The following is a 6,113-nucleotide window of genomic DNA, read 5'->3' on the forward strand; positions in this document are numbered from 1 at the left end:
ATCTATCCGCCTCATTTACTCGATATGACCTTCGACAGAAAGAGCTTTGTTTTGTTATGCAAACTCACTCAATCATATCTAGCCTTATATGAGGTTCGTGTTCCTCGGACCGGTGTTTTGCCTCCAGCTTCCTTCAGATTCCGCGTCACCACGGACACCCTTGCTCTTGGCTAACCTCTACTTCTGTCTTCGGGGTTCGGGACTTACACCCTATAGTTCATGTACATGCCGGGCGCACATAATAAAGCTCCTTATCGCATTGGATAAGGAGCTTTTTTTCTTTGATTTGATCCGAAGGCTAGTGAACGACGACCTCTCTCTCCTACGATAAGTCAACATCGGCTCAATTCTTCGCCGTGTTTCCTTTATCTTCGTTCAGGAGTGTCTCCCGTTCGTTCGCCACTAAGCGCTCGCCTTCACTTTTCGATTTGTCTAGCTACGGCACGAACACCTAGTGAACGATGACCTCTCTCCCTTGCGATAAGTCAACATCAGCTCGTTCCTCGCTGTGTTTCCTTTATCTCAGTGCAGGAGTGTCTCCCGTTCGTTCGCCACTAAGCGCTCGCCTCCGCTTTTCGTTTTGTCTAGCTGCGGCACGACCGCCTAATGAACGATGACCTCTCTCCTTTGCGATAAGTCAACAACAGCTCGTTACTCGCTGTGTTTCCTTTATCTCAATTCGAGAGGCCCTCCCGTTCATACGGCGTTCTGGTGTGCCTTCACTTTTCTAATTACACATTGTCGCTTCCGAAGAAGTTTTTGAACATTTGAACGGTTGCTTCACGGTTTAATGCTGCGATGGAAGTTGTTAATGGAATACCTTTTGGACATGCTTGAACACAGTTTTGTGAGTTACCGCAGTTTGCAAGTCCACCATCTCCCATAATAGCTTCCAAACGTTCGGCTTTATTCATAGCACCAGTTGGATGTGCATTGAATAAACGAACTTGTGATAATGGAGCAGGTCCGATAAAGTTAGATTTGCTATTAACATTTGGACATGCTTCTAAGCATACTCCACATGTCATACATTTTGAAAGTTCATAAGCCCATTGACGTTTTCTTTCAGGCATACGTGGCCCTGGACCAAGATCGTACGTACCGTCGATTGGAATCCATGCTTTTACTTTTTTCAAAGAGTCAAACATGCGGCTACGATCCACTTGAAGGTCACGAATGACTGGGAATGTTCTCATTGGTTCAAGACGAATTGGTTGTTCAAGTTTATCAATCAATGCTGTACATGATTGTCTTGGTTTCCCGTTAATAACCATGGAACATGCACCGCAAACTTCTTCTAAACAGTTCATATCCCATGCAACTGGTGTTGTTTTTTCACCTTTTGCATTTACTGGATTACGGCGAATTTCCATTAATGCTGAAATAACGTTCATATTTGGACGGTAGTCAATTTCAAATTCTTCTTCATAAGGGGCTGAATCAGGTGTATCTTGTCTAGTTATGATAAAACGAACTTTACGTTGTTCTGCCATACCTTATTTCTCCCCTTTCTTTGTATAGTCACGTTTTCTTGGCTTAATAAGTGATACATCCACATCTTCATATGAGAAGCTTGGAGCTTCAGTTTCCCCTACAAATCGAGCCATTGTAGTTTTTAACCATTCTTCATCATTACGTTCTGGGAACTCTGGTTTATAGTGAGCTCCTCTTGATTCATTACGGTTATAAGCACCAAGAGTAATTACACGAGCTAATTGAAGCATGTTTTTCAATTGACGTGTAAATGTTGCACCTTGGTTACTCCATTTAGCTGTGTCGTTAATGTCAATGTTTTTCCAACGTTCCATTAACTCTTGAATTTTTTCATCTGTTTTCAATAATTTATCGTTGTAACGAACAACAGTTACGTTGTCTGTCATCCATTCACCTAGTTCTTTATGAAGAATATAAGCGTTTTCTGTTCCATTTAATGACATGATTTCGTTCCATTTTTCTTCTTCTTGTTTTACATAACGATCATATAAAGAAGAAGGCATTGCATCGGAGCTCTTCTCTAAACCATTAATGTAGCGGACTGCGTTTGGTCCAGCAACCATACCACCATAGATAGCAGAAAGGAGAGAGTTAGCCCCTAAACGGTTCGCACCATGTTGTGAGTAATCACATTCACCAGCTGCAAATAATCCAGGGATATTTGTCATTTGATCATAATCTACCCATAATCCACCCATGGAGTAGTGTACAGCAGGGAAGATTTTCATTGGAACTTTACGTGGGTCATCACCCATGAATTTTTCATAAATTTCAATGATTCCACCAAGTTTAACGTCTAATTCTTTTGGATCTTTATGTGAAAGATCTAGGTAAACCATGTTTTCGCCGTTAATACCTAATTTTAAGTCAACGCAAACATGGAAGATTTCACGAGTAGCAATATCCCTTGGAACTAGGTTTCCATAAGCAGGATATTTTTCCTCTAAGAAATACCATGGTTTTCCGTCTTTATATGTCCATACACGTCCACCTTCACCACGTGCAGATTCACTCATGAGGCGTAATTTGTCATCCCCAGGAATCGCTGTAGGGTGAATTTGAATGAACTCACCATTTGCATATACAGCACCTTGTTGGTAAACGATGGATGCTGCTGATCCTGTATTGATGACAGAGTTTGTTGATTTACCGAAAATAATACCAGGTCCACCTGTAGCCATAATAACGGCATCTGCAGGGAAGGATTGGATTTCCATAGATGTTAAGTTTTGAGCAACAATTCCGCGACAAATTCCTTCATCGTCAAGGACAATACCTAAAAATTCCCATCCTTCGTATTTTGTTACAAGTCCAGCAACTTCATGACGACGAACTTGTTCATCTAAAGCATAAAGTAATTGTTGACCAGTTGTAGCACCAGCAAATGCTGTACGGTGATGTAATGTTCCACCGAAACGACGGAAGTCTAATAAACCTTCTGGAGTACGGTTAAACATAACTCCCATTCGATCTAATAAATGTATAATTCCAGGTGCAGCTTCACACATAGCTTTTACTGGAGGTTGGTTAGCTAAGAAGTCTCCTCCATAAACTGTATCGTCAAAGTGTTGCCAAGGGGAGTCCCCTTCACCTTTTGTATTTACCGCACCGTTAATTCCACCTTGTGCACAAACAGAGTGAGAACGTTTTACCGGAACTAATGAGAATAAATCGACCGGAACGCCTGCTTCTGCTATTTTAATTGTTGCCATCAAACCGGCTAGTCCGCCTCCGACAACGATTATTTTGCCTTTACTCATTCGTAGCCCACTCCTTTAAAATTTTGCGACCAATAAATTAAATAAACGCGTATAATGTACTAACACCGACATAAGATAATGCTATAAAAATAGCCATTGTTACATATGTAGCGATTTGTTGAGATCTTGGAGAAACAGTAATTCCCCAGCTTACTAAAAATGACCAAATACCGTTGGCAAAATGGAAAATCGTAGAAACTACACCTACTACATAAAACCAGAACATAAATGTGCTAGATAAAATATTAGCCATCATATCAAAGTTGACTTCAGCACCAAATGCAGCTTGTACACGTGTTTCCCATACATGCCATGTCACGAAAATTAGTGTAATAATTCCAGTTAGACGTTGCAGCATGAACATCCAGTTACGGAAAAATCCAAATCGAGAAAGGTTGTTTTTAGCTGTAAAAGCTATATAAAGACCATAAATAGCATGGAAAATTAATGGTAAAAAGATAATAAAGATTTCTAAAAACAGTCTAAACGGTAGATTTCCCATAAATGCTGCTGCGTTGTTGAATGCTTCTTCACCACGAGTGGCAAAATTGTTGACAACTAAATGTTGCATTAAGAACACTCCAACCGGAATTACACCTAATAATGAATGTAGTCTCCGGTTTAGAAACTCACGATTACCTGCCATTCCTTTACCCCCTTTAGTCATACTTTGCTTGGCAGTAGTGATTATTTTTTCACCTTGCACTAATATAGTTACAATTATGTGACATGTTCATTTTACTCCCATTAATGATAAGCGTCAAGAAAACGGATACATGTAAATGGGGTTCATCATGTAATTTTTAAGGAGAACAGAGAAAAGTATTTTTTATTGGTAATTATACCCATTTTCTAAGTTAAAAATTTCTATACATTTTTTTCAATACATAGACCGCATTTTGTATATAATAGTTTTATAGAAAAGGGGGAACGTTTGTGAAGAAGGCGACAACCATCGAAGAAAAGAAAAACATTTCAGACTTAACCGTTCCAGCATTTGGCTATGAATTAATTAGGGAAGAACTTTTATCAGATTTTTTAGGGAAAGATCATTCCGCGATCCTTTATTGGGCAGGCAAGCGGTTGGCTCGTTCATATCCGCTTTATACGATAAATGAAATTAAAGAGTTTTTTATCAATGCCGGTTGGGGTGATTTATCGGTCATTGAAGAAAATAAAAATGAAATGAAAGTAGAACTATCCAGTGAATTGATTTCCCATCGTTTAAAAACGAAAACAAACGCTACTTTCCAACTGGAGGCTGGATTTTTAGCAGAACAAATTCAACAACAGAAAAAACATATTTGTGAAGCGTATGAACACCCTAAGAAAAAAGACGGAAAAGTGCAAATTACTATACGCTGGGACAATATGTCAGAAGTATAGGAATGTAAAAGAACAGCTGCCCTTTATGAAAAGACAGCTGTTTTTTTATTCGTTTTTTATACGATCGTTTTTTCTAACGCCAATCCAAAGCCATTATGCAAAGCTTGAGCTGCTTGTATCATAAACGGTTCATCAATAACAGCCGATACTTTAATTTCTGACGTACTAACCATTTTGATTGGGATATTTTCATTTGACAGTATTTTAAACATTTGAGCAGCGACTCCAGGGTTTGAAATCATTCCAGATCCAACGATCGATATTTTAGCTAAATGACTCTCCGTTTCCACATGGTCAAATTCTAATTCTTCTTTAATTTTTTGCAAAACGTTTAACGTTTCATCTAAATCGTCATTATGGATAGAGAAAGATAGGTTAAAGTCCCCATCTGATGACATGCTTTGAATGATAATATCAACGTTAATATATTGATTCGCAAGTGCGGAAAATACAGTTGGCAAACTTGTTAACGCATCTTTTAAGCCAAAGATAGTAACTCGTGTAATTCCTTTTTCAAAAGCAATGCCTCTGACAATTAAATTTTGTTCCAATGTTGCTTCCTCCTCTACAATCGTACCTTCATCTTGTAAAAAACTTGATCGAACAACTAGTGGGACGCCGAAATTTTTCGCAAACTCAACGGCTCTTGGATGCAAAACGCCCGCTCCTAAATTGGCTAGTTCTAACATTTCATCATATGAAATGGATGAAAGTTTTCTAGCATCTTTTATATAACGGGGATCGGTTGTATAAACTCCATCGACATCTGTAAAAATTTCACAACGTTCCGCTTGTAATATGGATGCTAACGCAACCGCGGTTGTATCAGATCCACCTCTACCTAATGTTGTTATTTCTCCATTTTCAGTAACTCCTTGAAAGCCGGCAATTACGACAATTTTTCCTTCCGCCAAGTTTTGTTTAATTTTATCTGTATCAATTTTTAATATTCTGGCATTTCCGAATACAGATTCTGTCATTATTCCTGCTTGCCAGCCGGTGTAAGAAACCGCTTCGAACCCTTTTTCCATTAAAGCCATAGCTAATAGCGAAATGGTTACTTGTTCTCCGGTAGAGAGCAGCATGTCCATTTCCCTTTTATTTGGTTGAGTGGAAATTTGCTTTGCTAATGAAACTAATTCATCTGTCGACTTTCCCATGGCCGAAACGACGACGACCACTTCATTACCTTTTTGAACTTCATTTACAACACGGTTGGCAACATTTTTTATTCTTTCAACTGTTGCTACTGATGTTCCACCAAATTTCTGGACAACAATCGCCATAACATCTTCCCTGCCTTCATTTTTACTAATCGAGTAGGAGGGAGCGATTAACTCCCGTCCTCTCACACCACCGTACATACGGTTCCGTATACGGCGGTTCAATTAAGATAATTGACGCAAGTCTTTATAACTTCCGTGAATAGCTGTTCTCTTTATGCCAGTGGTCACTCCACCCTCCAAGAGGTCT

5 protein-coding genes are annotated in these 6,113 nt (G+C 39.1%); 1 reads left to right on the top strand and 4 read right to left on the bottom strand.

The features are described from left to right. Positions 1-731 precede the first annotated feature (731 nt). From sdhB to AC3ASS_RS13385, 3 genes are read right to left on the bottom strand one after another with little or no spacing between them, the layout of a single operon-like run. Complete coding sequence (gene sdhB / locus AC3ASS_RS13375; protein ID WP_488284022.1) at positions 732-1,493, bottom strand: succinate dehydrogenase iron-sulfur subunit; 762 nt, start codon at positions 1,491-1,493, stop codon at positions 732-734. A 3-nt stretch (positions 1,494-1,496) separates the two neighbouring features. Continuing rightward, complete coding sequence (gene sdhA / locus AC3ASS_RS13380) at positions 1,497-3,254, bottom strand: succinate dehydrogenase flavoprotein subunit (RefSeq protein ID WP_488284023.1); 1,758 nt, start codon at positions 3,252-3,254, stop codon at positions 1,497-1,499. Positions 3,255-3,291: 37 nt separating this feature from the next. Next, positions 3,292-3,900 carry a succinate dehydrogenase cytochrome b558 subunit gene (locus AC3ASS_RS13385; RefSeq protein WP_488284024.1) on the bottom strand — a complete coding sequence of 203 codons (609 nt, stop codon included), beginning with the start codon at positions 3,898-3,900 and terminating at the stop codon, positions 3,292-3,294. A 290-nt stretch (positions 3,901-4,190) separates the two neighbouring features. On the opposite strand from AC3ASS_RS13385, the gene AC3ASS_RS13390 reads away from it, so the two are divergent. Continuing rightward, complete coding sequence (locus AC3ASS_RS13390) at positions 4,191-4,640, top strand: YslB family protein (RefSeq protein ID WP_488284025.1); 450 nt, start codon at positions 4,191-4,193, stop codon at positions 4,638-4,640. 56 nt (positions 4,641-4,696) lie between these two features. On the opposite strand, the gene AC3ASS_RS13395 is transcribed toward AC3ASS_RS13390, so the two are convergent. Continuing rightward, complete coding sequence (locus tag AC3ASS_RS13395) at positions 4,697-5,926, bottom strand: aspartate kinase (protein ID WP_488284026.1); 1,230 nt, start codon at positions 5,924-5,926, stop codon at positions 4,697-4,699. Between the last annotated feature and the right edge of the window lie 187 nt (positions 5,927-6,113).

This window comes from Bacillus sp. JST-5 (genome assembly GCF_057747715.1).